The organism is Kitasatospora azatica KCTC 9699, assembly GCF_000744785.1.
Lineage (GTDB): Bacteria > Actinomycetota > Actinomycetes > Streptomycetales > Streptomycetaceae > Kitasatospora > Kitasatospora azatica.
In genome coordinates, this window is sequence record NZ_JQMO01000003.1 from 4,355,371 (window position 1) to 4,380,275 (window position 24,905).

Below are 24,905 nucleotides of genomic sequence, written 5' to 3' on the forward strand. Positions count from 1 at the left end.
TCGACAACGGTGGGGTCATGGCAGAGACGGCAGTGATCGAACGGCCGGCGGGTGGGGCGCATGCCCAGTCGGCGGCCGTTCGGTCGTCCGTACTGCTGGAACTGGACCGCCGGGTGCCCTGGCTGTTGCGCAACGGCGGGTGGCTGGGGCCGATCGCGGTGGCGCTCTTCGCCGGCGTGCTGCGGTTCTGGAACCTCGGCTACCCGAATGCCTTCGTCTTCGACGAGACGTACTACCCCAAGGACGCCTGGTCGCTGCTCCACCAGGGCTACGAGGGCACCTGGCCGACCAACGCCAACGAGCAGATCCTGGCCGTCCCGCAGGTCATCCCGCTCGGCGACTCGCCGGCCTTCATCGCCCATCCGCCGCTCGGCAAGTGGGTGATCGCTTTCGGCGAGTTCGTCTTCGGCCTGCACCCCTTCGGCTGGCGGGTGATGCTCGCGCTGCTCGGCACCCTCTCGGTGCTGATGCTGGCCCGGATCGGGACCCGGCTGTTCGGCTCGGCCTTGGTCGGCTGCACCGCCGCGCTGCTGATGTCGGTGGACGGCCTGCAGTTCGTGATGAGCCGCACCGGGCTGCTCGACGGTGTGCTGATGTTCTTCGTCCTCGGTGCCTTCGGCTGCCTGCTGATCGACCGCGACCACACCCGGGCCCGGCTCGCACCGGACGGCGTGGACGGGGACACCGTCCGGCTCGGCCTGCGCCCCTGGCGGCTGGCCGCCGGACTGCTGCTCGGCGCGGCCTGCTCGGTGAAGTGGACCGGCGCGCCGATCCTGGTCGCCTTCGGCCTGCTCACCGTGCTCTGGGACCAGGCCGGGCGGCGCGCCGCCGGCGCCCGCCACCCGCTGCGCAGCATGCTGCGGCGGGACGCGCTGCCCGCCTTCGGCTCGATGGTCGGCGTCGCGGCGCTCACCTACCTCGCCTCCTGGACCGGCTGGTTCGCCACCTCCGGCGGCTACGACCGGCAGTGGGCCGACCACCGCTCCGGCTTTGGCCCGGCCGCCTTCCGCAGCTGGTGGCACTACCAGTCCGAGATGTGGCACTTCAACACCACGCTCACCACCCCGCACACCTACCAGTCCAACCCGTGGAGCTGGCTGGTCCAGGGCCGCCCGGTCAGCATGTACTGGCAGCCCGTCGGCACCGGCCAGCAGGGCTGCACCGCCCCCGGCGGCTGCACCACCCAGATCCTGGCGCTCGGCACCCCGCTGCTCTGGTGGACGGCCTGCTTCGCGCTGCTCTACGTGCTCTGGGCCTGGTTCTTCCGCCGCGACTGGCGCTCCGGCGCGGTGCTCTGCGCGGTGGCCGCGATCTACCTGCCCTGGTTCGCCTACCAGCACCGCACCATCTTCTCCTTCTACATGGTGGTGCTGGTGCCGTTCCTCTGCCTGGCGGTGGCGCAGCTGCTGGGCGCACTGCTCGGCCCGCCCGGCTGCCCGCCCCGGCGACGGCTGTACGGCGGGCTGGCGGCCGGCGGGATCGTGCTGGCGATCATGGGCTGCTTCCTCTACTTCCTGCCGCTCTACACCGCCCAGGTGATCCCGATGACCGACTGGCAGGACCGCATGTGGTTCACCAGTTGGATCTGAGCGCGAGCTCCACCCAACTGCTGCCGGTCACCCCGCTGCTCGGGGTGGCGATGGCGGTGCTGCTGGCCGCTGCCGTCGCGGTGGCCGGCTGGGGCAGACTCGGGCACGGACGGGACGTGCTGCGGGCCGGGGTGCGGGCGGTGGCGCAGCTGGCGGCCGTCTCCTTCGTGATCACCTGGGTGGTGCACTCGCTCTGGCTCACCGCGCTGTTCGTGCTGCTGATGTTCTCGGTCGCGGTGCGCACGGCCGGGCGGCGGATGACCGAGGAGCCCGGCTGGTCGTGGGCCTGGGCGGCCGCGCCGATCGGAGCCGGCGTGCTTCCCGTGCTCGTCCTGCTGCTCGGCGCCCGACTGCTGCCCTGGCAGGGCCTGTCGATCGTGCCGGTGGCGGGCATCCTGATCGGCGGCGCACTGACCGCCACCTCGCTCGCCGGTCGGCGCGCGCTGGACGAGCTGACCCAGCGGCACGGCGAGGTGGAGGCGGCCCTGGCGCTGGGCTTCGAGGACCGGGACGCCCGGTTGGAGATCTGCCGCCCGGCGGCCGCCACCTCGCTGGTGCCGGCCCTGGACCAGACCCGCACGGTGGGGCTGGTGACGCTGCCCGGCGCCTTCGTCGGGATGCTGCTCGGCGGGGCCTCACCGGTGGCGGCGGGCGCCGTGCAGCTCTTCGTCCTGGTCGCGCTGCTCGCGGTGGAGGCGGTGGCGATCGTGGTGGTGCTGGAACTGGTCGGGCGGGGGTTGGTACGTCGTCCGGTACAGTGGAGGAGTTGAAGGGGAGTAGCCCTCCACCGGACCGTCGACATACTGGCTCGCTCGTGCAGGAGCCCGGCGCCCGGGACACCTTGTGTGTTGGCGAGACCTTCGGCCGCAGTGCTGTGAACTGAGACCAGCGCTGTCGGGCCGGGGTCTCTTTTTTTATCGGAGCCGGGCCGCCCGGCAGCCCGACCCGAGGGACCCTTGACCACGATGAGCCTGACCGTGTTCGCCGTCAGCTTCGGCATCATCTTCCTGGCCGAGCTGCCGGACAAGACCGCGCTGGCCGCGCTGATGCTCGGCACCCGCTACCGCGCCGCCTACGTGTTCGCCGGCGTGGCCGCCGCGATGGCCGTCCAGGTCGGCCTGGCGCTGGTCGCCGGCAGCCTGCTCGCCCTGCTGCCGCACCGCTGGGTGGAGGGCGTCACCGGCCTGCTCTTCCTGGCCGGCGCCCTGATGCTGCTGCTGCACAAGCACGACGAGGAGGCGCACGCGGCCAAGCCGCCGTCCTCCAACGGCTTCTGGAAGGTGGCCGGGGCCAGCTTCCTGGTGGTCGCCGTCGCGGAGTTCGGCGACCTGACCCAGATCATGACCGCCAACCTGGCCGCGAAGTACACCGACCCGCTGGCCGTGGGCCTGGGTGCCTGGCTCGCCCTGTGCGCGGTGGGCGGACTGGCGATCGTCGGCGGACAGAAGCTGCTGAAGCACGTGCCGATGAAGGTGATCATCCGGGTGGCGGCGGCAGCGATGCTGGTGCTGTCGGCGGTGAGCCTGGTCGGGGCGGTGACGGGCTAGGGCCGGACAGGCCCTAGCAGCTCTTGCCGGAGGTGAGGGCGGTGCGGGTGGCGGGGGTGTAGACGCCCCAGGGCTCCTGCCAGAGGGCGTTCCAGTTCTGGAAGTTCCCCACCGCCTGGCGGGTCGCCTTGTCGTACGTCCCTGAGGTGAAGTTGCTGTCGAAGCAGCCGACGGCGAAGAGCTGCTCCTGGAGGTTCGCCACGTCCGGCCCGGTGTCCTTGTACTGCAGGGTCCGAGGGGTCGCGCTGGGGGACGGGCTCGGGCTCGGCGGCGCGCTGGTCGGCGGTGCCTGCGTGGTCGGCGCCGGCGGGGTGGGGCTGGCGGACGGCGGCGGGGGAGCGGCGGCCGTGGTCGGCGACGGCTTCGGCTTCGGCGCCGCCGTGGTCGGTCTCGCCGAGGTGGCCGGTGCGCTGCTGGCCGGCCGGGCGCTGGCCGGCGAGGCGGAGGCCGCGGCACTGCTCGGCTGGCTGCTCGGGGTGGGCTCGGGCGCACCCGTCGGCAGCACCGGCAACGCCTGCCGGTTGCTGTCCGCGCCGGGCGAGACCGCGAAGGCCAGGCTCACCCCGAGCAGCACCACGCCGGCGCCCGCTGCGGCGATCAGGCCCTGGCGCCGGTGCTTGGTCTTGCGCGCGGCCGCTCGGCCGGTGGGCGCGGGGTCGGTGCTGATCGGGAAGAGGCCCAGCTCGCGCGGTGGGGCCGAGGGCGGGGCGGGCGGCAGCAGCGCGGTGGTCCGAGCGGCCGGTGGGGCGGCGGGCATCGGCGGCAGCACCGTGGTGCCGAACGGGTCCTGCTCGACCCCCGTCGCGGGCGCCGCGACGTACGGGCGGACCAGCGGCGGGCCCTCGACGTGCGGGAGGACGGCCGTCTCGGTCACATCGGGATCCGGGCCGTGGCCTGGCTGGTCGAATCCCGGCATGGACCGGTCCTCCTGCACATGTGGGGGCGGTGAACGCGCCCGATTATGCAGCAGAGAGATTCCGCCCAACAGTGCCGCCTGGCTTACGAATGGCCCAACCGCCCATCACATAATCGGACAAATCTGACACGATGAGGGACGAGACCCGGACGGCGCATCAGATGGAGGCCCCGCCATGGCGGAACCGGCGACCGAAACCGCACCGTTGGTCCCGCAGCAGCAGCCGGTCCACAACCTCTGGGTGCCGATCAGCGCGCTGCTGCTGGCGCTGCTGCTCGCCGCGCTCGACCAGACCATCGTCTCCACCGCACTGCCCACCATCGTCAGCGACCTCGGCGGCCTGGAGCACCTGTCCTGGGTGGTGACGGCCTATCTGCTCGCCTCCACCGCCGCCACCCCGCTCTGGGGCAAGCTCGGCGACATGTACGGCCGGAAGCGGTTCTTCCAGGCCTCCATCGTGATCTTCCTGATCGGCTCGGCGCTCTGCGGCATCGCGCAGAACATGGGCGAGCTGATCGCCTTCCGCGCGCTGCAGGGCCTGGGCGGCGGCGGCCTGATCGTGCTCACCCAGGCGATCGTCGGCGACCTGGTGCCACCGCGCGACCGGGGCAAGTACCAGGGCCTGTTCGGCGCCGTCTTCGGCGCCACCAGCGTGCTCGGCCCGCTGCTCGGCGGCTTCTTCGTCGACCAACTGTCCTGGCGCTGGGTGTTCTACATCAACCTGCCGATCGGCGCGGTGGCCCTGGTCGCGATCGCGCTGGTGCTGCACAGCGTCGAGGTGAAGAAGAAGCACCGGATCGACTACCCGGGCATCGTGCTGATCGCCTCGGTGGCCACCTGCTTCGTGCTGATGACCTCGCTCGGCGGCGTGACCTACGACTGGGGCTCCTGGCAGATCATCGGCCTGGGTGTGCTCGGCGTGCTGCTGCTGGTCCTGTTCGTACTGGTCGAGCGCCGGGCCGAGGAGGCCGTGCTGCCGCCACGGCTGTTCGCCTCACGCACCTTCAGCCTGGTCGCGGTGATCTCCTTCGTGGTCGGCTTCGCGATGTTCGGCGCGCTCACCTACCTGCCGACCTTCCTGCAGGTGGTGCAGGGCGTCTCGCCCACCATGTCCGGGGTGCACATGCTGCCGATGGTGCTGGGCATGCTGGTCACCTCGATCGGCTCGGGCCAGATCGTCGCCCGCACCGGCCGCTACCGGGTCTTCCCGATCGCCGGCACGGCCGTGGTGACGGTGGGTCTGCTGCTGCTCTCCCGGCTCACCGAGACCACCTCCACCACCGTGATGAGCCTGTACTTCCTGGTCTTCGGCCTGGGGCTGGGCCTGGTGCTGCAGGTGCTGGTGCTGATCGTGCAGAACTCGGTCGGCTACCAGGACCTCGGGGTGGCCACCGCCGCCGCCACCTTCTTCCGTTCGATCGGCGCCTCCTTCGGCGTCTCGATCTTCGGCACCATCTTCACCACCGGGCTCAACCACCGCCTCACCGACGCGCTGCGCGGAGTCCAGCTGCCGGCCGGCTTCAGCCCCGGCACCATCACCGCCGACCCGCGCGTCATCCACACCCTGCCGTCGGCCGTCGCGAACAGCGTGCTGCACGCGTACGCGACCTCGATCTCACGCGTCTTCCTGTACGCCGCGCCGATCGCCCTGGCGGCCTTCGTGCTCTCCCTCTTCATCAAGGAACAGCCGCTGCGGGCCTCGGTGACCGCGCCGGACCTCGGCGAGTCGATCGGCATGAACCCGGTGGAGCGCAGCTCGGTGGACGAGATCGGCCGGGCGCTGGCGGTGCTGAGCAGCCGGGAGGCGCGACGCGACCTGTACCGGCGGATCACCGCCGAGGCCGGCCTGGACCTGCAGCCGGCCTCCAGCTGGCTGCTGCTGCAGATGCACCGTCAGGGCGCGGTGGAACCGGCCGAACTGGCGGAGCGCAAGATCGTGCCGCCCGGCGTGATCGAGGCGGCGGCCCGCGAGGTGGAGGGCCGGGGGTTGGCGTTTCGCAACGGGCTGCCGATGCGGCTGACCGAGGCGGGCGAGCGGGTCGCCGTCCAGTTGGTCGAGGCCCGGCGCACCCAGCTGTCCCAACTGCTCGGCGACTGGGACGAGAAGCAGTTCGCCGACCTGGCCGACCTGCTCACCCGGCTCAGCAACAACCTGTGCGGCGACCCGCACGAGCGCCCCGACCCCACCCCCGCCGCGCACGTGCCGCACAACGAGGGGCGGTCCTTCTAGGACCCGTGGTTGGCGGGTTCGATGGAGCGGACGGTGCGGGTGGCCCGGCAGACCGACAGCCGTACCCTGCTGCCCGGCAGGTAGCCGGCCGTGCCGCGCGGCAGCGCCCAGGCCACGGTCCGATCACCACGGCCCTCGTCCAGTGCGAGGAAGCGGGGGGCCTTCTTGCCCAGCTTGGACTCCAGCCGCAGCACCTCGCCGATCACGGTGACCGGGCGGCGCCGGTCGAGCAGGAAGAGCGCGAGGTAGCCGAGGGTGGCGGCGCCGAAGACGGCGATCGCGACGCCCTCGCCGAGCAGCGGGCTGCCGGAGGCCAGCGGGTGGGCGAAACCGCCGTGGATGCTCCGGGCGTACAGGGCGACGAAGCCCAGCAGGCTGAGGAAGAAGGTCAGCCGGGTGAACCGCCCGGCCACCGCGAGCGCGAGCAGCAGCAGCGCGAGCCAGCCGCCGGCCAGCACCACACCCGGCCGGCGCCAGGCGTAGCCGGGGTCGTCGAGGCCGGTCGCGGCCCAGTCCGCCGAGCGCAGTGCGACGAATGCCAGCAGGCCCACCGCGATGACCGCGGTCGCGGCCGCCGTCCGCAACAGTCGCCGCCCGGTGGCACCGTAACCGGGCCACAGCAGCGGATAGCGGACTCGGACCTGGCGCCAGCGGCCACCGAAGTCCGACCAGACCCGGCGGCGGTCACCGTCGTCGAAGCCGAGCAGCCGACTGGTCCGGCTGGACACGCCGAGCGCCGTCCCGTAGGCCAGGTAGCGGTCCCACAGGGCGACCGAGGCGGGCGGCAGTTGGGCGAACTCCTCGTGGGCGCGCAGCCAGGAGTGCAGGCCCGCCCAGTGCCCGGCCCGGACCAGCCCCGCCTCGGTGGAGCGTTCCACCAGGCCGAAGCGGACCAGCAGCGCGCACAGGGCCACCACCGGCGCCCCGCCGACGAAGACCGCCGCCCGCACCCCGTGCCCGCCGACCACCACGGCCAGGCCGAACAGCGCGCCCGGCAGCAGGCTGGTCAGCAGCATCGTGTTGACCAGCGGTGTGCGCAGCCGCGGTCGGGAGAGCCCGCGCAGCCGGGCCTCGGCCACGATCTCCCGGCGCAGCGCGGAGTTCCAGGTGTTCGCGCTCTTCTCACCGCGGAACGCCATCGCGCCGATCGGCGCGCCGGCGCTGCCGGCCCGTTCCGCGACCCGCGCCAGCACCCGCTGCTCGTACGGTGTCAGCTGGGGGAGTTGACGGTTCGTCAGGTGAATGGTGCTCTGGGCGGGATCGTTGCCGGGCTGGCGCAGTTCGAGCGCCCCGCGCGCGGCGAGGTCGAGCAGGGTGGCCGCGGCGGCGTGCCGCACCGACCGCCAGCCGCTGCCGATCAGACTGACCACGGCCGGCGACTCGGGCTGCGGGCCGAGCTCCTGGGAGGCGGGCTGCGGACGTACGGTGCCGTTGCGGGTGAGCAGTAGCGCGGCGCCGAGGCCCAGCAGCCAGAGCACCGTGAACGCCGCGCCCGCCCAGTTGAGTTGGGCGACGAAGGACATCAGAACTCGACCCGCACCGGTTCCTGCGCGGCGGCCTCGGCCTCGAAGTACTCCTTGGGCGCGTGCGCGCCGAACCCGGCCACCAGATTGGCGGGGAAGGTCTCCAGCGCGGTGTTGTAGCTCTGCACGGCGCTGTTGAAGAACTGCCGGGCGTAGGCGATCTTGTCCTCGGCGGTGGCCAGTTCCGACTGCAGCTTCGCGAACCGCCCGTCCGCCTTCAGCGCCGGGTAGGCCTCACCGAGCGCCAGCAGCTGGGCCAGGCTGCTGCTGAGGAGTTGCTCCGCGGCCGCCCGGTCGGTAGCGCCTAGCCCCTCCACCGCGGCGCTCGACCGCGCGGCGGCGACCGCCTCGAAGGTGGACCGCTCGTGCTCCGCGTACCCCCGGGTGGTCTCCACCAGGTTGGGGATCAGGTCGAGCCGCCGCTTGAGCTGCACGTCGATCTGCGCCCACGAGGCCTGGGTCTGGTTGCGCAGCCGCACCAGCCGGTTGTGGATCCGGGCCACCCAGCCGACCAGGGCGAGCACCAGGACCGCTATGACCGCACCAACGATGACACCCATGGTGCCGACACCCCCGAGATACCTTCAGCTGACTGTTCGACGTGATCCTAGGGGCATCGTCAAACGGGAATCCGCTCAGGTCAGCAGCGTGCTCAGCTCGGCCGGCCCCCGGTAGTGCAGACCGCTCATGCCCAGGTCGCGGGCGGCCTCGACGTTCGACAGGCGGTCGTCCACGAAGAGACAGCGCTCGGCGGGGACGCCGGCGCGGTCGGCGGCGATCCGGTAGATCAGCGGGTCGGGTTTGGCGGCGCCGACGGCGGAGCTGTTGACCACCTCGTCGGCCAGGTCCGCGAGGCCGATGCGGGCGAGGTCCTGGTCCAGCCAGGGCGTGGCGTTGGTGACCAACAGCAGGCGGTAGCGGGTCCGGGCCCGGCGCAGCAGGTCCACCACCGTCCGGTCGGCGTGCGACGGTGCCTCGATGAAGGCGCCCGCGAGCGCCATGGCCTGACTGGGCGTCAGTTCCTTCGGCAGCTCGTTGACCATGGCGGCCGTCCACTCCTCCTTGGTCAACTGCCCGAGCACCAGCGCCCGCCCGTGTGGCGGCGCGAAGGCGGCTGCCATGGTGCGCCCGGCCGGCAGGCCCAGGGCGGCCTCCCGGCGGGCCAGTTCGGAGTGGTCGAAGAAGCGGATCACGTCGTCCAGGTCGCACAGGACGGCGTCGAAGGCGGTGGTCTTCTCAGTGGGCACCCCTGTTGCATACCACGCCGTGGCACAGCTCATCGCCGGCGAGGGGCGGGAACAGGGCGCACCCACCCGGAGCGACGGCAGGTGCTCGCCGTCGCCCGGGCGCACGACGTCCCGCCCGCCCAGGTCCGGCTGGCGGGCGCTGAGCCAGCGCCGGGTCAGCGCTCAGTCGGCGGTCAGACCGAGAGCGGCACCGGGTGGATCTCGTCGGCGCGGTGGCCGGCGCGCTCGTGGATGCGTTGCACGGCTTCCATCGAGGGGGCTTCGGAGAGGCAGTAGACGACGCCCGAGTCCGGGTCGGCCCAGGCCTGCTTGAAGTGGACGTTCTCCTCCTTCTCGATGGCCAGGTCGGCCCGGTGGGCGGCGGCGAGCTGCTCGGCCGTGATGCCGGTCATGCCGTGGTGGACGTCCATGAAGGTGGCCATGGCAGTGGCACCTCCGTCGTTTCGCCGGTCCGGATACGGTGCCGGACCGTGGTACCTCCAGCCTGCGCCCAATGGGCCGGGAGCGGCCACTGGATCAGTATCCTGAGCCCATGACTCAGATCCCGGGGGCGGAGCACCTGTGCACGCGGATCCGCCGGGCCGAGCAGGCGCTGATGGCCCATCACGAGGCAGTCCTGCGCGGCTACGGACTCACCATGACGCAGTACACGGTGCTGCTCACCCTGTCCCGCGAGGCCGGGCTCTCCGGCGCCCAGCTGGCCCGGTCCTGCGGGGTCAGCCAGCAGAGCATGGCCACGGTGCTCGGCACCCTGCAGAACAAGGACCTGATCCGCCGCGAGACCTCGCCCGCACATGCGAAGGTGCTGGTCACGGACCTGACGGAGGCCGGTCGCGCAGTGCTGAAGCGGGCCTACCAGGACGTGTTCACGCTGGAGAGCGAGCTCACCGAGTCGTTCCGACCGACCGAGTACACGATCCTGTGCGAGCTGCTGGACCGGGCCACCTCGGCCCTGGTCAGCCAGACCCGGTCGGTGCGGTGAAGGCCGCGCGGCGGGTGGCGCGCCGCAGGGTGCGCAGCACCGGGGCGCCGACGGTGAGGCAGAGCACGGCGGTCAGCGCCGCGCGGGGCAGGTCCCAGCCGAGCGAGGTGGTCAGGCAGTAGCCCGCGAACCGGGGGAGGTTGGCGGTCAGCGGGTCGCCGGGAACGAAGGCGACCGAGCTGCCCAGGCCGCCGATGTAGGGCCAGCCCTGCAGATTCATGATCGTCCCGTAGAGCACGGCGGAGCCGGCGCCGTAGCCGGCCAGCAGCACCAGTTCGCGGCGGCCGCGCAGCGTGCCGGGGGCCGGGAGCAGGCCGGCCCCCAGGCAGACCCACCCCATCGCGAGCATCTGGAACGGCAGCCAGGGCCCGACACCGCCGGTGAGCAGCGCGGAGGCCAGCATGGTGACCGCGCCGAGCACGAACCCGTTGGCGGCGCCGAGCACCCGCCCCGCCAGCACGATCAGGAAGAACATCGGCTCCAGACCCGCCGTCCCGGCGCCCAGCGGACGCAGCGCCGCGCCGGCGGCGGCGAGCACGCCGAGCAGGGCGACGGTCTTCGGGTCCAGCCCGGATTCGGCGATCTGGGCGACCAGCACGGCCAGCAGCAGTGGCAGCAGCAGGGTGAACAGCCAGGGCGCGTCGCCGGCGTGGCCGACCAGCGCGGAGTGCGGGGAGGCGAGCAGCGGCCAGCCGAAGGCGGCCAGGCCGAAGAGCGTGGTGAGCGCCAGGACGGCGGTCGAACGCGGGCCGAGTCGGGTCACTGCGCGGCCACCGTCCCGAGCGCGTCACTGACTTGACGGACCGTCAGCCATGGTTCGGGGGCCAGTACCTTGGCCACCTGTGGCGCGTAGACCGGAGAGGCCAGCACCACCTCGGCCGAGGGGCCGTCCGCGACGATCTCGCCGTCGGCCAACACCACCGTGCGGTGCGCGAGTTCGGCGGCCAGCTCGACGTCGTGGGTGGCCAGCAGGATCGCGTGGCCGGCGGCGGCCAGCGCGTCGAGGATCTCCACCAGGCGGGCCTTGGCCAGGTAGTCCAGGCCACGGGTGGGCTCGTCCAGCAGGAGCAGCGCCGGGCGGGCGGTCAGCACCACCGCCAGTGCCAGGGTGAGGCGTTGGCCCTCGGAGAGGTCACGCGGGTGGGTCTGCTCGGCCGGCCCGGGCAGCAGCCGGTCCAGCAGCGCCCGGCAGCTGCCCGGCGCGGCCCCGGCGTCCTGGTCTGCGGCGGCGCATTCGGCGGCGACGGTCTCGGCGTAGAGCAGGTCGCGCGGGTCCTGCGGGACCAGGCCGACCCGGCGCACCAAGTCGCGCGGACGGGCCCGGTGCGGGGTGAGCCCGCCGGCCCGGACGCTCCCCGACGTCGGGGCGTGCAGGCCGGCCAGGGCGCCGAGCAGGGTGGACTTGCCGGCGCCGTTGCGGCCCATCAGTGCGGTGATCTCGCCGGGGTGCAGGGTCAGCGAGACGTTGCGAAGGGCGGGGACCGGGCCGCGCCGGACGGTGAGTCCGGTGGTCTCGGCGACCGGGTCACCGGTGGGCCGTGCCGGGGCGACCGGCGGACCGGCCTCGGCCAGCCGGGCCCGCAGCGGGGCGGCCAGGCGCCGGGCGTCGCGGACCGAGAGCGGCAGCGGCGACCAGCCCGCGAGCCGGCCCAGGCCCACCACCGGCGGGACCACCGGGGACTGCGAGAGCACCGCGGCCGGCTCGCCGAGGACCGGGGGTCGGCCGTCGCCGGGCAGCAGCAGCACCTGGTCGGCGTACTGGACCACCCGCTCCAGCCGGTGTTCGGCCATCAGCACGGTGGTGCCGAGGTCGTGCACCAGGCGCTGCACCACCGCGAGCACCTCCTCGGCCGCGCCCGGGTCCAGCGCGGAGGTGGGCTCGTCCAGCACCAGGACCTTCGGGTGCACGGTGAGCACCGACCCGATCGCCACCCGTTGCCGCTGCCCGCCGGAGAGGGCGGCGAGCGGGCGGCTGCGCAGCTCGGCCAGGCCCAGCAGGTCGAGCGTCTCCTCCACCCGGCGCCGCATCACGGCCGGGGCCAGGCCCAGGGACTCCATGCCGTAGGCGAGTTCCTCCTCCACCGTGTCGGTGACGAAGTGCCCGCCCGGGTCCTGGCCGACGCTGCCGACCAGGTCGGCCAGATCGCGCGGCCGGTGCTCGCGGGTGTCGCGGCCGGCCACCGTGACCCGGCCGTGCAGGGTGCCGCCGGTGAAGTGCGGGACCAGGCCGCTGACCGCGCCGAGCAGGGTGGACTTGCCGGAGCCGGACGGGCCGACCAGCAGGCAGAGTTCACCCTCGGGGACGGTCAGGTCCAGGCCGCTCAGGGCGGGTTCGGCGGCGTCCGGGTAGTGCACCGAGACCTGGTCGAAGGTGATCACGGGCGGTCGGCCTTCCCAAGCAGAACGGGCGGTGGAGGTGCGGCCACTGCGGGCAGCAGGCCGAGCAGGACGGCGAGGGCGGCTAGCAGGGGGAGCCCCGGTGCGGTCGGCGGGACCACCGAGGGCGCGAAGGCGGCGGGGAAGCGGCCGGCCAGCAGGATCACGCCCGCACCGGCCGCCAGGCCCGAGCCCGCGACCAGCCACTCCGGCCAGGCCCAGGGGTCCGGGCGGTAGCGGGTGCGGACGGTGCGCCGACTGCCCAGCGCCAGCCCGCCCGCGCTCGCCGCGAGGCCGGCGGCCAGCACGGGGACCGCCCACGGCGCGCCGTCGGCGGTGAGCAGCCCGTAGGCCGCCGCGCACAGGCCGAGCAGGCCCGCCAGGGTGAGCGCGGTGGTGGCCCGGGCCACAGCACGGGGAACCGGCGCGGTGCGGCCGAAGCCACGGGTCTCCATCGCGGCGGCCAGCGAGATCGAGCGTTCCAGCGCGCTCTCCAGCACCGGCAGGCCGACGCTGAGCACCGAGCGCAGCCCCCGGTCCGGGCGCCCGCGCAACCGGCGGGCGGCGCGCAGCCGTTGGACGTCCGCGATCAGGTTCGGCGCGAAGGAGGTGGCGACCACCACCGCCACGCCGACCTCGTAGAGCGCGCCGGGCAGCAGCTTGAGCAGCCGGGCGGGGGAGGCCAGGGCGTTCGCGGCGCCCACGCAGATCAGCAGGGTGGCCAGTCGCAGTCCGTCGTAGAGCGTGAAGAGCAGCGCCTCCAGCGTCACCCGGCCGCCGATCCTGACCCCCTGGGCCCAACCGGGCAGCGGAAGTTGAGGGAGCGTCAGGACGGTGTGGGTGCCGGCGACCGGGGAGCCGAGCAGCAGCGTGAAGAGCAGTCGCAGGGCCAGTACGGCCAATCCGAGCCGCAGGAAGCCCGCATAGGAGCGGGACCAGGGCGCGTCGGTGCGGCGGGCGGTGACCACGTAGCCGGCGACCGCGACGATCAGCAGGAGCAGCAGCGGGTTGCTGGTGCGGGAGGCGGCCGCGGCCAGCCCGAGGGCCCACAGCCACCAGGCGGCGGGGTGCAGCTGGCGGGGGCCGGTCACGCCGACCGCCGACGGGCTCGGTACCCGGCGCCGAGGGCCAGCGCGCCGATCAGCGCGAGGGCCGCGGGCAGCGGGAGCATCGGGGTGCCGCGCGGCCGCGCCGGGGCGGCGCCGCTCAGCACCTCGCCGCAGCCGGCGGCCGGGTAGCCGGCGATGGCGCAGAGCATGCCGTTGCTGTCGTAGCGCAGCGGCGGGGCCGCGGCGGCCAGCACCTCGGCCGAGCTGGCCCCGCTGCGGACCTGGGCGCAGGCGGTGCGAGCGATGGGCGGTATCGCAGTTGACGGCGCGTCAGCCCGGGTGCCGAAGTCCAGCAGCACCCCGACCCGTTTGAACCCGTCCCGTGCCGGGGTGTTGGCGCACAGGACGGCGAACTCCCCACCGCCGTCCGGCCGGGCGGCGTCCCGCCCGCCGTCGGGGCTGAGTGCGAACCGCCAGCCGTCCACCGAGCCGTCGGGCGGCAGATAGGTCGCCGGCCCCTGCTGCTGGTAGGCCCAGCCGGCCCCGGTCCAGCGCCAGAACGACCAGTACCGGTAGGCCGCCGCCTGCGCGGGCGCCGCGGCAGCCAGCACGGCCGCCGCCAGCAGCACCGGTATCAGCAGGCGGGTGCGGGTCACAGGCCGCGCTTGCGGTTCACGCTGAGGGCCAGCCCGCCGCCGGCGCCGATCAGCAGGCCCACACCGATCATCCACAGCTTCGAGAAGCCGCCGCTCGCCTTCTTGGTCTCGGCGGCCTTCGGGGCGGGGCCGGCCTCGGTGAGCTGCTTGACCAGGTCGGTGCCGGCGAAGGAGTGCGGGTCGCGGCCGGCGGCCTGGGCGGCCAGGATCAGCGTCGCGGTGGCGGCGGCGTCCGGGCCGGCCGGGCCCTTCGCCCAGGAGCCGCCGTTGGCCGACAGCCAGTCCACCGCGCCGGCGGCCTGCGTCGGGTGTCCGGCCCGGACCAGGCTCAGCACCGCCCAGGAGGTGGCGGCGAAGTCGGGCGTCGGGGTGGCGCCGGGCATGGCCAGCATCAGGTGCTGCCCGTTGGCCGTCAACTGCCCGGCCAGGTACGCCGAGGCGCCCTCGGCGGGGGAGACCGAGCCGCCGCACTCCAGCGCCTTCGGAGCGGTCCCGTCCGGGCTGCTGGCCGGCACCGGCAGCGCGCCGCCGGCCAGCGCCAGCGTGGCCTGCGCGGTGGCCAGCGCGTTGGCGCTCAGCGGGCTGCCCGCCGTCGCCTGGTAGGCCAGCGCGCCCCGCTGGTCGGCCGCCGTCTCGCAGCCCAACTGCAGTGCGGCGAGCGCCTGCTGCCCGGTCCGGCCGGACTTCGCCACGGTGCCCGGGTCCAGCTTGGCGGCCCGCAGCGCGCTGACCGCAAGGCCGGTGGAGTCGGCGTCACCGGGGTTGCCGGGGTTGTACGCCCAGCTGCCGTCACTGTTCTGGTTCGCCTTGAGCCAGTCCACGCCCTTGTCCACGGCCGCCTGGTGTCCGCCGAGCGCGACCAGTGCCTGCACGGCCAGCGAGGTCGCGTTGCTGTCCTCGGTGGCGGCCGTGCAGGCGGCGCCGGTGTCGGCCCGGAACGAGGGCCAGCCGCCGTCCGCGCACTGCTGCCCGGTCAGCCAGTCCACCGCCGCCGCGGCCGGCGTCACCTTGGCGCTGCTCAGCGCGGTGAGCGCCAGCGACTGCCGCCAGACGCCGTCGTAGGTCGGGTCGCCCTTGCCGTAGAGCGCGGCCGGCGGCGCCACGGGGGACGCCGTCGCGGAGGCGTCGGCCAGCGCGGGGCCGGCGGCGAGGCCGCCCAGCAGCAGGGCGGCGAGAACGGCGGCGCCGGTACGGGCGGGCGTCAGCATGGCGGTACGCGGACCTTTCGGTGGACAACCGGACAACGGGCGATCGACTCTAACCGCCGGGTACGGCCGTGATCGAACCGATGCCCGCACCGAACTGTCCGGGGCCGGTCACCCGATCTACACTCTCCCTCGCAACCGCACTGTGACCCCTGCGAACTGACGGACCGCCAGTGAGGAGCCGGTCGATGGCGCTGTTCGGGGAGCGTCAGACCTTCCTGGGACGGCTCACTCCCGCCGACCGGACGGCGCTCGGCGCGCTCGGTGCGACCAGGCGGTTCGACCCCGGCGCCGTACTGCTGCGCGAGGGCGAGACCGGCAGCCACCTGGTGCTGCTGCTCAGCGGCTGGTGCACGGTCTGGCTGGCCACCGAGCGGGGCGGCAAGGTGATCCTGGGGCTGCGCAGCACCGGCGAGCTGGTCGGCGAGATGGCGGCGCTGGACCCGCACCCGCGCAGCGCCTCGGTGAACGCGCTCGGCCCGGTGGACGGCCTGCTGGTCCCCGGCGAACGGTTCCGCCAGTTCATCGCCGCCCGCCCGTACGCCACCGCGCTGGTGCTGGCCCAGCTCGCGGACCGGCTGCGCGGCGCCGACCACGAGCGGCGGGCGCTGGCCTCGCTGACCGTGCTGCGCCGACTGTCCGCGCGGCTGGTGGAGCTGGCCGACCGCACCGGCCGCCCGCCCGAGCCCGGCGCCGGTCCGGTGGAGATCCGCCTGCCGCTGCCGCAGAGCGAGCTGGCGGCAGCGGTCGGCGCCACCCGCGAGGCGGTGGCCAAGGCACTGCGGCTGCTGCGCGAGCAGGGGCTGGTCCGCACCGGGCCGGGCACGCTGGTGGTGCTGGAACTGGAGCCGCTGCGGCTGCTGGCGCAGGGCTGAGCGGGTCGGCCGAGCGGGTCGATTGAGCGCGGCGGGGTGAGTAAACGGTTACAGCGCGAGTGTCGCGCGGTTGTCACGCTGGTTGCCGGCCCGGTAATCGACTCAGGCAGGGGACGGCATGGCTGACCAGGCGAGGTTCGGCTTCGTGATCAACCTGGAGGTGCAGGACTCCGGGCGGCCGACCGACCAGCTCCCCCCGGCGGTCCGCGCGCAGCTGTACCGGGTCTGCGGTGAGGCACTCAACCGGGCCGGCATCGCCGAGTCCCAGGTGCACCGCGAGGACCGCGGCGACGGCATCCTCTTCGTCCTGGCCCCCACCGTGGCGCTGCGGCAGCTCCTCGACGACTGGCCGGCCTACCTCTACCAGAACCTGCGCGCCGCCAACCGCAACGCCCGCGAGGTACTGCGGCTGCGCGTGGGCCTGCACGCCGGACCGGTCACCGTCGACGCCTGCGGTCGCACCGGCCGGGCCGTCGACCTGGCCTGCCGGATCGGCAACGGCGAGGAGGCCAGGCGCCTGCTGCGGGCCTCCCCGGCGGCGCCGTTGCTGGTGGCGGTGAGCGGGGCGCTCTTCGCCGAATGGACGGCCGAGGGCGGCGACCGGACCGCGGCCCGACACTTCCAGGCGCGCCGGACACGACTACCCGAGGGGGACCGGACGGTCTGGTTCCACCTCCCGGGGGTCCCCGTGCCGACGCTGTTTTCGGCTCCTACGGGGGTGGAGCCGGAGGCAGCCTCGGCACGGGGGCGGGGGACGGCGCCGGACCGGGAGCCGGGCCCTGACCCGACTCCCGGCCGGCAGCCGGACGACCCTGCGCAAGACCCCACCGACCGGTCGGCGCACGGGCCGTGGGCCGCGGAGGAAACCGGCGTGGCGTGAATCACCTTCCCCGGCTCCGAATGGAAAGCTACGGGCCGGTATCTTCGAGGTCTCTCAGTGTTCACACGCTCGGCCCGGTGGGCGTGGGCAGAAGGGGCCGACCATGACGGGGCAGCCACCCTCCACAGCCGACCGGCGTCCGCTGCGGATCGCGCTGCTCTCCTACCGGGGCGACCCGTTCTGCGGCGGCCAGGGCGTCTACGTCCGGCACCTCTCGCGCGAGCTGGCCCGGCTCGGCCACCAGGTCGACGTGATCGGCGCACAGCCCTTCCCGGCGCTGGACGAGGTCGACGGACCCGGCTCGGTGCGCCTGGTGGAGCTGCCCAGCCTGGACCTCTACCGGTCCGACGACCCGTTCCGCACCCCGGCCCTGACGGAGTACCGCGGCCCGGTGGACCTGCTGGAGGTCGCCACCATGTGGACCGGCGGCTTCCCCGAGCCGCTCACCTTCTCGCTGCGGGCCCGCCAGTACCTGGCCCGGCACAAGGGCCGCTACGACGTGGTGCACGACAACCAGACCCTCGGCTACGGCCTGCTCGGCCTGGAGCGGCACGGCTTCCCGCTGGTCACCACGGTGCACCACCCGGTCACCGAGGACCGCCGGCTGGAGCTGGCGGCGGCCACCACCCGGCTGAAGCGGCTCTCGCTGCGCCGCTGGTACGCCTTCACCCGGATGCAGCGCCGGGTCGCGGCCCGCCTCGAGCACATCATCACCGTCTCCGGCAGCTCCAAGACCGGGATCGTCGAGCAGCTTGGCTCCGCCCCGGGCAACGTCTCGGTGGTGCCGATCGGCGCCGACACCCGGCTCTGGTCGCCCTCGGCCGAGGTGCCGGTGGTGCCCGGACGGATCGTCACCACCTCCAGTGCGGACGTGCCGCTCAAGGGCCTGGTCTACCTGATCGAGGCACTGGCCAAGGTCCGTACCGAGCGCGAGGCGCACCTCGTGGTGGTCTGCAAGAAGCAGGGCGAGGGACCGGTCGCGGACGCTGTGAAGCGGTTCGGCCTGGAGCCGTACGTCGAGTTCCGCACCGGCCTGACGGACCAGCAGATGGTCGACCTGTTCCGCTCCGCCGAGGTGGCCTGCGTGCCCTCTCTGTACGAGGGCTTCTCGCTGCCGGCCGCCGAGGCGATGGCCACCGGCACCCCGCTGGTCGCCACCACCGGTGGTGCGATCCCCGAGGTCGCGGGCCCGGACGGCGAGACCTGCCTGGCAGTGCCGCCGGGCGACGCGGGCGCGCTGGCGGGCGCGCTCGGCCGACTCCTCGACGACCCCGAACTGCGCGCCAGGCTCGGCGCCGCCGGCCGCGAGCGGGTGCTGGCCCACTTCACCTGGGAACGGGCCGCCGAGCAGACCGCGGACCGCTACCGGGCGGCGATCGCCACCGGAGCCGGGCGGCGGGCCCGCTCCGGGCCCGGCTGGCGCTACGTCTGAGCCCGACCCTCCGAGTCGCTTCCTTCCCAACCCTCTGCCTGACCACTTCGCATGGGAGCCCCGCAGTGTTGACCGTCGACTTCTCCCGCTTCCCGCTCGCCCCCGGCGACCGGGTGCTCGATCTGGGGTGCGGCGGGGGCCGGCACGCGTTCGAGTGCTACCGCCGTGGCGCCAACGTGGTGGCCCTGGACCAGAACGCCGAGGAGATCGCCGAGGTCAAGAAGTGGTTCGACGCGATGGCCGCGGCCGGTGAGGCACCCGAGGGAGCCTCGGCGGTGGCGATGGAGGGCAACGCGCTGGCCCTGCCGTTCGAGGACGAGTCCTTCGACAAGATCATCATCTCCGAGGTGATGGAGCACATCCCGGACGACAAGGGCGTGCTCAACGAGATGTTCCGGGTGCTCAAGCCCGGCGGCCTGCTCGCCGTCACGGTGCCGCGCTGGCTGCCGGAGAAGATCTGCTGGACGCTCTCCGACGAGTACCACGCCAACGAGGGCGGCCACATCCGGATCTACCGCGGCGACGAGCTGCTCGACAAGCTGCGCGAGGCCGGCCTCGACCCGTACGGCACCCACCACGCGCACGCGCTGCACTCGCCGTACTGGTGGATCAAGTGCGCGGTCGGCGTCAACAACGACAAGGCGCTGCCGGTCAAGGCCTACCACCAGCTGCTGGTCTGGGACATCGTCGGCACCCCGGTGATCAGCAAGCTCACCAGGGCCGCCGAGGCCGCGCTCAACCCGCTGATCGGCAAGAGCTTCGTCGCCTACGCCAGCAAGCCCAACCGGGCGGGCGCATGACCATTCCCGAGGGGGTGGCGGCTCCCCGGACCGCGCCGCAGACCCTGCTGCTGCCGGGCGTCCTGGACGCCGAGCAGGCCGTCGCCACGGTGCGCAGCATCCTGGCCGAACAGCGCCCCGACGGCGCGATCCCGTGGTTCACCGGCGGCCACCTCGACCCGTGGGACCACACCGAGGCCGCGATGGCGCTGGACGCGGCCGGCGAACACGCCGCCGCCGACCGCGCCTACCAGTGGCTGACGGACCATCAGAACCCGGACGGCTCCTGGTTCGCCGGCTACTACGGCGAGGGCGCGCCCGGGGTCAGCAACCGGGCCATCGAGACCAACTTCTGCGCCTACGTGGCCGTTGGCGTCTGGCACCACCATCTCGCCACCGGCGACGAGGAGTTCCTCGAGCGGATGTGGCCCGTGGTGCGCCGCGCGCTGGACTTCACCGTCGGCCTGCAACTGCCCGGCGGCCCGATCGCCTGGCGGCTGGACGAGGACGGGCAGGCTGTCGACGAGGCGCTGCTCACCGGCTCGGCCAGCATCCTGCACGCCCTGCGGTGCGGGCTCGCCATCGCCGACTACCGCGAAGAACCCCAGCCCGACTGGGAGTTGGCCACCGGCCGACTGCAGCACGCGGTGGCCGCACACCCCGAGCGGTTCCTCGACAAGGGCCGCTACTCGATGGACTGGTACTACCCCGTGCTCGGCAGCGCGCTGCGCGGCCCGGCCGCACTGGCCCGGATCGAAGCCGACTGGGCGCGGTTCGTGGTCCCCGGCCTCGGCGTGCGCTGCGTCAGCGACCGCCCCTGGGTGACCGGCGGCGAGAGCGCCGAACTCGCGCTCGCCCTCTGGGCGGTGGGCGAGTCCGACCGCGCCGTGGAGATCCTGCGCTGGATCCAGCACCTGCGCCACCAGGACGGCTCCTACTGGACCGGCTACGTCTTCGAGGACGACGCCATCTGGCCCGAGGAGCAGACCACCTGGACCGCCGGCGCACTGCTCCTCGCCGTGGCGGCCCTCGGCGGCGACCCGGCCACCGTAGCCGTCTTCGGCGCGGCGGACCTGCCCGACGGCCTGGCGGCAGAAGCCTGCTGCTGAGCCCTGCTGCTGAGGAAGGGGGCCGGCGGAGAATTCCGCCGGCCCCCTTCGCGTGCCGTGATCAGCCGCGCTGGATGCCCGAGGAGTCGGTCAGCAGGCCCTGGGTGCCGTCCTGGAGCTGGGCGACCAGGGCGGCGCCGCGCTGGTCGACGGCGAGGTACCAGGTGCCGGGCAGCAGGTCGCCCACCGGCGGGCCGGCGGAGCCGTCCTTGGGGGCCAGGCGGCGCGGCTCGGGCACGGCGAACCAGAACGGCGCGAACTCCGCGGCGGGCGCGGGGGCCGGGGCGGGGGTGGCAGCGGTGGTGGGGGGCAGCACCGCGGTCTGCTCGGCGGCGGACACCGGCGGCACCGCGGCCTGGGTGGGCGTCGGCGCCGGGGCCTGCGCGGCGGCCGGCTGCGGCGCGCCGAAGGCGTCGTGCGGCTGCGGCTGCGCGCCCATACCCGGGAGCGGCTGCCCGAACGGCGAGTCCTGACCGGGCTGACCGAGGCCCGGCTGACCCACGCCCGGCTGACCCATTCCCGGCTGGCCGCCGAGCCCAGGCTGACCGCCCAGGCCCACCTGACCGGCCCCGGCGCCGGGAAGCCGTAGCCACCCTGCTGCTGCGGCTGCCCGCCGAAGCTCTGGCCGGGCACCTGCTGCTGGCCCGGGTAGCCGTAGCCGGGCTGCTGGAAGCCCTGGAAGCCGGGCTGCTGGTAGCCCTGCGGCTGGGCGGGCTTGTCCGTCAGCAGCGGGCCCTGCAGCGCCGGAACCAGGGGTCCGGCCACCGCCGCGCCGGCGAGCACCAGCACCGCGATCAGGCCCAGGTAAGCGCCCCAGGAGTGGTCCGAGCCCGCACCGAGCGACCAGAGCGCGGTCCACAGCGCCACCACCGCGAAGGAGCTGCCCCACTGGTCGAGCCGCAGCCCCAGGATCTGCCGGGTCTTGGCCGCCTCACCCTGGAAGCGCTGCAGCAGGATCAGCGCGGCGGCCGCGATGCCCAGCAGGTACACCGAGGGCAGCACCGGGAACAGGTTGGTGTTCCAGGCGCTCGAGGAGACGGTCTCGCTCGGGCAGCCGGGCAGGCCGCAGGAGACCGTGGAGGAGAAGTACGGCAGGAACGACGAGATGAGCAGGAGCACGGCCGCACCTGCGATGGCGGCATCTCCCCTGGTGAGAGCGCGCAGATTCACTGATCGGTTCCCCTCGCTGGTGTGTCGTGACGGCGTGACGGGCAGTGATTCTACTTACCCACTCGACAAGGGGTCAGCCAGTGGTCGTCAAGAAGGCCGTGAAGGCGTCCGCGATGCCCTGGGCGGCCCGCTGGCGCCACTGCGGATCGGTCATCCGCTGGGCGTCGCCGGCGTTGCGCATGTTGCCGCATTCGATGAAGACCTTGGGGATGCCGGAGAGGTTCAGACCGCCCAGGTCGTCGCGGGTGTCCAGGCCCTGGTCGCCGATGTAGTCGGCGTACGGCTCGCCGGTGACGGTGTGGAAGCTGTCGCGGACCAGCAGGCCGAGGCGGTGCGAGGGGGCGGTGATCGCCGTGGTGTCGGCCTTTCCGGCCACCACCTTGGCCGGCATGATCACGTGGAAGCCGCTGCCCGAGGCGGGGCCGCCGTCGCCGTGCACCGAGATCGCCGCGTCGGCGTGGGCGGCGTTGCCGAAGGCGGCCCGGTCGGTGATGCAGGGACCCCACGGGTGGTCGCCGTCCTGGGTGAGCAGCACCGTGGCGCCGAGCGCCTTGAGCAGGTCGCGGATCCGGTGCGAGACGTCCAGGCTGTAGTCGGCCTCGGTGTAGCCGGCGTCGGTCGCGGTGCCGGTGGTGTCGCACTCCTTGCGGCCGTTGCCGATGTCGACCTGGCGGTTGATCTCGGTGGTGTGGGCGACGTTGCCGGGGTTGTGGCCGGGGTCCAGCACGATGGTGCGACCGGCCAGCGGCTTGCCGGTGGGGCTCGCCGGTGCGGGGCTGTCGGATGCGGCGGGCGCCGTGGCCGGGGCGGGTGCGCCGGCGGTGGTGGCCGGCGCGGGTGACCAGGTGCTCGGCATCTGCGGGGTCGGCAGGCCCGGGGCGGACGAGGGCGGCGAGGCCAGGCCGGCTGCCGTCGGGCCGCCGGCGCCGCAGCCGGTCAGGGTGAGCGCGCCGAGCGAGACGCCGAGCAGGGTGATCAGGGGGGCGGTGCGGTTCACGGTGCGGTCAGATCCTGTCCCAGGTGCGGCCGGTCAGCCCGTAGCTGCTCGCCAGGGCGTTCCACTTCGCGACGAAGTCCTTCTTGGCCTGCGTGGCCTGCGGGTTGAGGCCGTCGGCCTTCTGCTTGTCGGCGGTGGACGGGGCGGTCTTGTTGGCCCCGCAGCCCTGGCTGCCGACCGCGCGGGCCCAAGCAGCGTACGCCCGGTCGATGTCGCTGGACGTCTGCCAGGCCGACTTCAGGCTCTGCGCCGCGTCGGCGCCGCCCGGCAGGTCGGCCAGGTTGAGCTTGGCCAGGTCGGCGAGCAGCTGGTCGCGCTGGGTGGCGCCGGAGTCGAAGGTCTGCGCCGCGCTGTCGATGTCGGCCTTGCTGGGGCAGCTCTCCACCTTGGCGACCGCGCTGCCGATCGGCGCCTTCGCGCCCTCGCCGCGGGTGAGCAGGTCGTCCAGAGCCTTGGCCTCGCCCTGCGCGCCCGGTCCGGCACTGGCGCTGGCGGAGGGGGAGGGCGGGACGCTCTGACCCTGCGCCGCACCTGACGGGGCGTCGGAGGCCGCGCCGCTGGGGGCGGTGGTCGGGCTCGAGGACGGGACCGGCGGGGCGGCCTTGTTGGTGGGGGCGCTGGAGCCGGAGTTCTGCGAGGCGAGCACGGCGCCGCCGCCGATCGCGAGCACCAGCACCAGGCCGGCGCCGATCAGCAGGGGGGTGCGGCGGTTGGGGCGGTCCGCCTCCCCCTCGTCCTCGTAGCGGCCGGGGAGGTCGAGGCCGCCAGTGGCGTACGCCGGCTGCGGCGGGAAGGCCGGGGCGGGGGGCTGCGGGTAGCCGTAGCCGGGCTGGGCGGGCGGCGCCATGGGGACGGGCGGCGGGCCGAAGCGCCCGGGCTGCTGGCCCGCGGCGTGGCCGGGGAAGCCGCTGGGGGGCTGCGGGTAGCCGTAGCCGCCCGGCGCGACGGGCGGTGCAACGGGCGGTGCGACGGGCGGTGCGCTGGGCGGCGGCGCGGCCGGCGGCAGGTACGGGCGGGCGACGAGCGGCGGACCCTGGTCGCCGACACCACCCGTCGCGGCGGGCGGGGCCATGGGGGCGGGCGCACCGGCCGGGTACGGCGGCGCGGTGGCACCGGGGGCCGGGGCACCGGCGACCGGCGGGCGCGGCGGCGCGCCGGGAGCGGAAGCGGCGGGCGGGTACGGAGCTGCGGGCGGGTACGGAGCGGCCGGGGCCCCGGGCGCGGGCACGGCGGGAGGCTGGGGGGCACCGCCCGGCACCGCGCGCCGGACCCAGCCGCCCGCGCCGTCACGCGCGGTGGGGTCCCAGACCGCCGGTGTCATGTCGCCCTGGTCCGTCATAAGTGGCCCCCGCCTTCAGGTCTGGCCTGTGCGCTCGGTGGTCGGTCGTGGTGGGTGGTGCGACTCGGGTCGCCCACGGCTGACGTCCGTACCGCGGGTGCCCGTCGTCACCGTACCGGCCGATCATTACGCGAGGTGTGCTGGCTCCCGAAAAAGGGTGCGAGAGGACCACTTCGGCGCACCCGTTCTTCACCGTCCGGTCAGGCCGCGGACCGCCGCAGCACCCGCAGCGAGCCGGTCACCGAGAGCTCCTCGAAGCCGTCGGCCAGCGCCCGCAGGTACACCCGGTACGGCGCCTGCCCGCCGTCCGCCGGATCGGGGAAGACGTCGTGCACCACCAGCAGCCCGTCCTCGGCCAGGTGCGGCACCCAGCCGTCGTAGTCGCCGCCGGCGTGCTCGTCGGTGTGCCCGCCGTCGATGAAGACCAGCGCGAGGCGCCCGCCCCAGACCGCGGCGATCTGCGGGGAGCGGCCGACCAGCGCGATCACGTGCTGCTCCAGGCCGGCCGCGTGCAGGGTGCGGCGAAAGCGCGGCAGCGTGTCCATCAGGCCGACCTCGGCGTCGACCAGGGTGGGGTCGTGGTACTCCCAGCCGGGCTGCTGCTCCTCGGAGCCGCGGTGGTGGTCGACGGTCAGCGCGACGGTGCCGGTGCGCCGGGCGGCGTCGGCGAGCAGGATCGCCGAGCGGCCGCAGTAGGTGCCGATCTCCAGGACCGGCAGCCCGGTCCGCCCGGCGGCCTCGACGGCGGCGGCGTACAGCGCCAGGCCCTCGTCCTCGGGCATGAAGCCGTCCGCGGCGGTGAAGGCCGCGAGCACCTCTGGCGCGGGGGTCGTCGCGGGGGTCGTCATCGTGCAGCTCCGTCCAGCTTCCGGGGGTTCCCGGGCCGACCCTTCCGGCCCGTGCCCGGGACCCTACTCGATCGCCCGGCCAGGGGTTACCGTCGAGTAGCCCACGGGTGCGGCGAAGGCCCGGCGCGCTGAGCGCGCCGGGCCCTCACGGTGGGC

At 74.1% G+C, this 24,905-nt stretch carries 25 protein-coding genes; 11 read left to right on the plus strand and 14 right to left on the minus strand.

Annotated features, from left to right (window positions below; all coding sequences use genetic code 11):
• The first annotated feature begins 17 nt into the window (after positions 1–17).
• From BR98_RS30025 to BR98_RS30035, 3 genes are all read left to right on the plus strand, one after another.
• Positions 18–1,589 carry a dolichyl-phosphate-mannose--protein mannosyltransferase gene (locus tag BR98_RS30025; protein WP_083977146.1) on the plus strand — a complete coding sequence of 524 codons (1,572 nt, stop codon included), beginning with the start codon at positions 18–20 and terminating at the stop codon, positions 1,587–1,589.
• A 50-nt stretch (positions 1,590–1,639) separates the two neighbouring features.
• Positions 1,640–2,359, plus strand: a complete 720-nt coding sequence (locus BR98_RS30030; protein WP_051971220.1) for an ABC transporter permease — start codon at positions 1,640–1,642, stop codon at positions 2,357–2,359.
• A gap of 195 nt (positions 2,360–2,554) precedes the next feature.
• Positions 2,555–3,136, plus strand: coding sequence for a TMEM165/GDT1 family protein (locus tag BR98_RS30035; protein ID WP_035849638.1), 582 nt, complete (start codon positions 2,555–2,557; stop codon positions 3,134–3,136).
• A 13-nt stretch (positions 3,137–3,149) separates the two neighbouring features.
• Here BR98_RS30035 and BR98_RS30040 read toward each other — a convergent pair whose 3' ends face one another.
• Positions 3,150–4,052, minus strand: coding sequence for a peptidoglycan-binding domain-containing protein (locus BR98_RS30040; RefSeq protein WP_035849642.1), 903 nt, complete (start codon positions 4,050–4,052; stop codon positions 3,150–3,152).
• A gap of 175 nt (positions 4,053–4,227) precedes the next feature.
• Between BR98_RS30040 and BR98_RS30045 the strand changes: the two genes are divergently transcribed.
• Positions 4,228–6,282 (plus strand): MFS transporter, encoded by a 2,055-nt coding sequence (locus BR98_RS30045; RefSeq protein WP_051970417.1) that lies wholly within the window; start codon positions 4,228–4,230, stop codon positions 6,280–6,282.
• Here BR98_RS30045 and BR98_RS30050 read toward each other — a convergent pair.
• From BR98_RS30050 to BR98_RS30065, 4 genes are all read right to left on the minus strand, one after another.
• Positions 6,279–7,805 carry a DUF2207 family protein gene (locus BR98_RS30050; protein ID WP_035849645.1) on the minus strand — a complete coding sequence of 509 codons (1,527 nt, stop codon included), beginning with the start codon at positions 7,803–7,805 and terminating at the stop codon, positions 6,279–6,281. The genes BR98_RS30045 and BR98_RS30050 overlap by 4 nt on opposite strands.
• Positions 7,805–8,365, minus strand: a complete 561-nt coding sequence (locus tag BR98_RS30055; protein ID WP_035849648.1) for a LemA family protein — start codon at positions 8,363–8,365, stop codon at positions 7,805–7,807. The genes BR98_RS30050 and BR98_RS30055 overlap by 1 nt, the downstream gene beginning before the upstream one ends.
• A 75-nt stretch (positions 8,366–8,440) precedes the next feature.
• Positions 8,441–9,052: an HAD family hydrolase gene (locus BR98_RS30060; protein WP_035849652.1), complete on the minus strand. Its 612-nt coding sequence runs from the start codon at positions 9,050–9,052 to the stop codon at positions 8,441–8,443.
• A gap of 173 nt (positions 9,053–9,225) precedes the next feature.
• Positions 9,226–9,474, minus strand: a complete 249-nt coding sequence (locus BR98_RS30065; RefSeq protein WP_035849655.1) for an SCO4226 family nickel-binding protein — start codon at positions 9,472–9,474, stop codon at positions 9,226–9,228.
• 110 nt (positions 9,475–9,584) lie between these two features.
• Between BR98_RS30065 and BR98_RS30070 the strand changes: the two genes are divergently transcribed.
• Complete coding sequence (locus BR98_RS30070; RefSeq protein WP_035849658.1) at positions 9,585–10,034, plus strand: MarR family winged helix-turn-helix transcriptional regulator; 450 nt, start codon at positions 9,585–9,587, stop codon at positions 10,032–10,034.
• On the opposite strand, the gene BR98_RS30075 is transcribed toward BR98_RS30070, so the two are convergent.
• Genes BR98_RS30075 through BR98_RS30095 form a run of 5 tightly spaced genes read right to left on the minus strand, consistent with a single transcriptional unit; the run spans position 10,009 to position 15,323 of the window.
• On the minus strand, positions 10,009–10,797 hold the full coding sequence (locus BR98_RS30075; protein ID WP_035849661.1) for an ECF transporter S component: 789 nt from the start codon (positions 10,795–10,797) through the stop codon (positions 10,009–10,011). The genes BR98_RS30070 and BR98_RS30075 overlap by 26 nt on opposite strands.
• Positions 10,794–12,413 carry an ABC transporter ATP-binding protein gene (locus BR98_RS30080; RefSeq protein WP_035849664.1) on the minus strand — a complete coding sequence of 540 codons (1,620 nt, stop codon included), beginning with the start codon at positions 12,411–12,413 and terminating at the stop codon, positions 10,794–10,796. Before BR98_RS30080 ends, BR98_RS30075 begins: the two co-directional genes overlap by 4 nt.
• On the minus strand, positions 12,410–13,501 hold the full coding sequence (locus BR98_RS30085) for a CbiQ family ECF transporter T component (protein WP_035849667.1): 1,092 nt from the start codon (positions 13,499–13,501) through the stop codon (positions 12,410–12,412). Before BR98_RS30085 ends, BR98_RS30080 begins: the two co-directional genes overlap by 4 nt.
• Positions 13,498–14,115 carry an SCO2322 family protein gene (locus tag BR98_RS41660; RefSeq protein ID WP_035849671.1) on the minus strand — a complete coding sequence of 206 codons (618 nt, stop codon included), beginning with the start codon at positions 14,113–14,115 and terminating at the stop codon, positions 13,498–13,500. The genes BR98_RS30085 and BR98_RS41660 overlap by 4 nt, the downstream gene beginning before the upstream one ends.
• Positions 14,112–15,323 carry a prenyltransferase/squalene oxidase repeat-containing protein gene (locus BR98_RS30095; RefSeq protein ID WP_035849674.1) on the minus strand — a complete coding sequence of 404 codons (1,212 nt, stop codon included), beginning with the start codon at positions 15,321–15,323 and terminating at the stop codon, positions 14,112–14,114. Before BR98_RS30095 ends, BR98_RS41660 begins: the two co-directional genes overlap by 4 nt.
• A gap of 185 nt (positions 15,324–15,508) precedes the next feature.
• On the opposite strand from BR98_RS30095, the gene BR98_RS30100 reads away from it, so the two are divergent.
• The 5 genes from BR98_RS30100 to BR98_RS30120 all read left to right on the plus strand — a co-directional run bounded on the left by BR98_RS30100 (position 15,509) and on the right by BR98_RS30120 (position 20,395).
• The gene (locus BR98_RS30100; RefSeq protein WP_035849676.1) at positions 15,509–16,195 is read left to right on the plus strand and encodes a Crp/Fnr family transcriptional regulator; all 687 of its coding nucleotides are present in this window, start codon (positions 15,509–15,511) and stop codon (positions 16,193–16,195) included.
• Positions 16,196–16,313: 118 nt separating this feature from the next.
• The gene (locus BR98_RS30105; RefSeq protein WP_051970419.1) at positions 16,314–17,075 is read left to right on the plus strand and encodes a hypothetical protein; all 762 of its coding nucleotides are present in this window, start codon (positions 16,314–16,316) and stop codon (positions 17,073–17,075) included.
• Between the two features lie 103 nt (positions 17,076–17,178).
• Entirely contained in the window at positions 17,179–18,507 is a 1,329-nt protein-coding gene (locus BR98_RS30110) for a glycosyltransferase family 4 protein (protein WP_083977150.1), read from the plus strand.
• A 65-nt stretch (positions 18,508–18,572) separates the two neighbouring features.
• A complete protein-coding gene (locus tag BR98_RS30115) occupies positions 18,573–19,307 on the plus strand; it encodes a class I SAM-dependent methyltransferase (RefSeq protein ID WP_035849680.1) in 735 nt (244 codons plus the stop codon).
• Positions 19,304–20,395, plus strand: a complete 1,092-nt coding sequence (locus BR98_RS30120; RefSeq protein WP_035849682.1) for a prenyltransferase/squalene oxidase repeat-containing protein — start codon at positions 19,304–19,306, stop codon at positions 20,393–20,395. Before BR98_RS30115 ends, BR98_RS30120 begins: the two co-directional genes overlap by 4 nt.
• Before the next feature lie 61 nt (positions 20,396–20,456).
• Here BR98_RS30120 and BR98_RS42685 read toward each other — a convergent pair whose 3' ends face one another.
• The gene (locus BR98_RS42685; RefSeq protein WP_051970421.1) at positions 20,457–20,834 is read right to left on the minus strand and encodes a hypothetical protein; all 378 of its coding nucleotides are present in this window, start codon (positions 20,832–20,834) and stop codon (positions 20,457–20,459) included.
• Here BR98_RS42685 and BR98_RS39730 point away from each other — a divergent pair.
• Positions 20,811–20,984: a hypothetical protein gene (locus tag BR98_RS39730; protein WP_157537983.1), complete on the plus strand. Its 174-nt coding sequence runs from the start codon at positions 20,811–20,813 to the stop codon at positions 20,982–20,984. The genes BR98_RS42685 and BR98_RS39730 overlap by 24 nt on opposite strands.
• A 654-nt stretch (positions 20,985–21,638) precedes the next feature.
• Here BR98_RS39730 and BR98_RS30135 read toward each other — a convergent pair.
• The 3 genes from BR98_RS30135 to BR98_RS30145 all read right to left on the minus strand — a co-directional run bounded on the left by BR98_RS30135 (position 21,639) and on the right by BR98_RS30145 (position 24,749).
• Positions 21,639–22,562, minus strand: coding sequence for an N-acetylmuramoyl-L-alanine amidase (locus BR98_RS30135; protein WP_051970423.1), 924 nt, complete (start codon positions 22,560–22,562; stop codon positions 21,639–21,641).
• Positions 22,563–22,569: 7 nt separating this feature from the next.
• Positions 22,570–23,901 (minus strand): hypothetical protein, encoded by a 1,332-nt coding sequence (locus tag BR98_RS30140; RefSeq protein ID WP_035849683.1) that lies wholly within the window; start codon positions 23,899–23,901, stop codon positions 22,570–22,572.
• Positions 23,902–24,101: 200 nt separating this feature from the next.
• Complete coding sequence (locus BR98_RS30145; RefSeq protein WP_035849685.1) at positions 24,102–24,749, minus strand: class I SAM-dependent methyltransferase; 648 nt, start codon at positions 24,747–24,749, stop codon at positions 24,102–24,104.
• Positions 24,750–24,905 lie beyond the last annotated feature (156 nt).

Coding starts and splice junctions, on each gene's coding strand:
- BR98_RS30025 (WP_083977146.1), top strand. CDS start 18: ATGGCAGAGACGGCAGTGATCGAACGGCCGGCGGGTGGGGCGCATGCC.
- BR98_RS30030 (WP_051971220.1), top strand. CDS start 1,640: ATGGCGGTGCTGCTGGCCGCTGCCGTCGCGGTGGCCGGCTGGGGCAGA.
- BR98_RS30035 (WP_035849638.1), top strand. CDS start 2,555: ATGAGCCTGACCGTGTTCGCCGTCAGCTTCGGCATCATCTTCCTGGCC.
- BR98_RS30040 (WP_035849642.1), bottom strand. CDS start 4,052: ATGCCGGGATTCGACCAGCCAGGCCACGGCCCGGATCCCGATGTGACC.
- BR98_RS30045 (WP_051970417.1), top strand. CDS start 4,228: ATGGCGGAACCGGCGACCGAAACCGCACCGTTGGTCCCGCAGCAGCAG.
- BR98_RS30050 (WP_035849645.1), bottom strand. CDS start 7,805: ATGTCCTTCGTCGCCCAACTCAACTGGGCGGGCGCGGCGTTCACGGTG.
- BR98_RS30055 (WP_035849648.1), bottom strand. CDS start 8,365: ATGGGTGTCATCGTTGGTGCGGTCATAGCGGTCCTGGTGCTCGCCCTG.
- BR98_RS30065 (WP_035849655.1), bottom strand. CDS start 9,474: ATGGCCACCTTCATGGACGTCCACCACGGCATGACCGGCATCACGGCC.
- BR98_RS30070 (WP_035849658.1), top strand. CDS start 9,585: ATGACTCAGATCCCGGGGGCGGAGCACCTGTGCACGCGGATCCGCCGG.
- BR98_RS30095 (WP_035849674.1), bottom strand. CDS start 15,323: ATGCTGACGCCCGCCCGTACCGGCGCCGCCGTTCTCGCCGCCCTGCTG.
- BR98_RS30100 (WP_035849676.1), top strand. CDS start 15,509: ATGGCGCTGTTCGGGGAGCGTCAGACCTTCCTGGGACGGCTCACTCCC.
- BR98_RS30105 (WP_051970419.1), top strand. CDS start 16,314: ATGGCTGACCAGGCGAGGTTCGGCTTCGTGATCAACCTGGAGGTGCAG.
- BR98_RS30110 (WP_083977150.1), top strand. CDS start 17,179: ATGACGGGGCAGCCACCCTCCACAGCCGACCGGCGTCCGCTGCGGATC.
- BR98_RS30120 (WP_035849682.1), top strand. CDS start 19,304: ATGACCATTCCCGAGGGGGTGGCGGCTCCCCGGACCGCGCCGCAGACC.
- BR98_RS42685 (WP_051970421.1), bottom strand. CDS start 20,834: ATGGGCGCGCAGCCGCAGCCGCACGACGCCTTCGGCGCGCCGCAGCCG.
- BR98_RS30140 (WP_035849683.1), bottom strand. CDS start 23,901: ATGACGGACCAGGGCGACATGACACCGGCGGTCTGGGACCCCACCGCG.
- BR98_RS30145 (WP_035849685.1), bottom strand. CDS start 24,749: ATGACGACCCCCGCGACGACCCCCGCGCCAGAGGTGCTCGCGGCCTTC.